2 protein-coding genes are annotated in these 1,209 nt (G+C 40.3%); one reads left to right on the forward strand and one right to left on the reverse strand.

The window, feature by feature from the left end; genetic code table 11:
- Positions 1 to 695 (reverse strand): hypothetical protein (locus NG798_RS27700; protein ID WP_261226942.1); only part of this gene is annotated, 695 nt, incomplete at its 3' end.
- Between the two features lie 252 nt (positions 696 to 947).
- On the opposite strand from NG798_RS27700, the gene NG798_RS27705 reads away from it, so the two are divergent.
- Complete coding sequence (locus tag NG798_RS27705) at positions 948 to 1,199, forward strand: hypothetical protein (protein ID WP_261226943.1); 252 nt, start codon at positions 948 to 950, stop codon at positions 1,197 to 1,199.
- Positions 1,200 to 1,209: the final 10 nt, after the last annotated feature.

Consider the following 1,209-nt stretch of genomic DNA (forward strand, 5'->3'; position numbering starts at 1 on the left):
TCTGAGTCGATTAAAGCCATCCGATGTTGGACAACATGGCGGATGATTTCATCTTTTTGACCGTCGCTAAGAATGGTTTTCTGGAGTTTTTCATCTAATTCTTGAAATCGCATCTGAGCAAACTCTGGTGTCATTTTACCATGTGAGTCACCTACCAAGCGAATAGCGACATCATTGGGTAAATAGCCACCATTTTCACCGGCATTCTGTGGGTTTGATTGGTCGTCTTCTACAATGAGAATTCTGGCTTTTCTGGAGTTGGGGATACTGGCTTTATCGTTTGTAAGCTGATCATAATTTTTGCTGCCGGTGCAACTGCCAACGAACAGAGAACCGTAAGCACCTCTGTCTTTGGGGTCTGGCATAAAAGAGTCTAAGAATTCTTTGACAGATACCGGCCCATAAAAAGCACGACTACCAGAGCTAAATAACATTACTTGTTTTTCTGCACCAGGAATATTGTCGTTCGGGTGCCGGTGTAACATTTCTGGTGTTTGCCAATCATAAATATTAGTGACTGTTAATGATTGAGCTATGTTGTTGGGGTCGGCATAATGTCTTAATTTTTCATTGGATAAAAGTAGGCTTTCTAGTAAGGTATTATTGATTTCCTCCACCATTGGGTTTGATAATGTTGGGTTATTGGTGAGGTCTTTATAGCTGTTTAATGCCGAGTCAAAGTGTCTGAATTTCATAGCAAAACTCCCTCAGCTTTTTGCTGAGTTTATCTGTCGGTTGTTGGTGATAATTGTTCTACTGGTAATTTTAGTGGATTGTTGGGTTGATAGCTTTCAGCAAAAAGGTATATTTCTTTTGGATGGTTGGCTGGTGAACGTTTTGCGGAATGTCTGTACTGGTTTTGAGGGTGATGATTGTTTCCTAAACCACAATAAAACCAGAGCATTTTGTTATAATTGGATTGGTAAGATTTAGGAAGATGAATTAATATGAACCCCTCTGATTCACAACGGGAAAGAGAATTAAATGCTGTTTTGGGTGGTGATTATTTGTCAATCCAAGAGAGCCGGTGGGCAAATCAAAGAGCAATTGATGAGGGTGCTGATATGTCAGAACTACCCTACGATATTGAGCCAGACGATTATTATACGAACTATGGAACGCGGTCATCTGGTTATGAAGAGGAGAGTGGCGATAATGATTATCCTCCTTATGATCCAGATGCGCCTGATGATTTTTGATATTCACTAC

Origin of the sequence: Ancylothrix sp. D3o (genome assembly GCF_025370775.1) — a bacterium.
In the GTDB taxonomy this organism is placed as follows: Bacteria; Cyanobacteriota; Cyanobacteriia; order Cyanobacteriales; family Oscillatoriaceae; genus Ancylothrix.

Bases quoted from the DNA above. Each gene is read 5' to 3' on its own strand.
- NG798_RS27705 (WP_261226943.1), top strand. From the start codon at position 948: ATGAACCCCTCTGATTCACAACGGGAAAGAGAATTAAATGCTGTTTTG.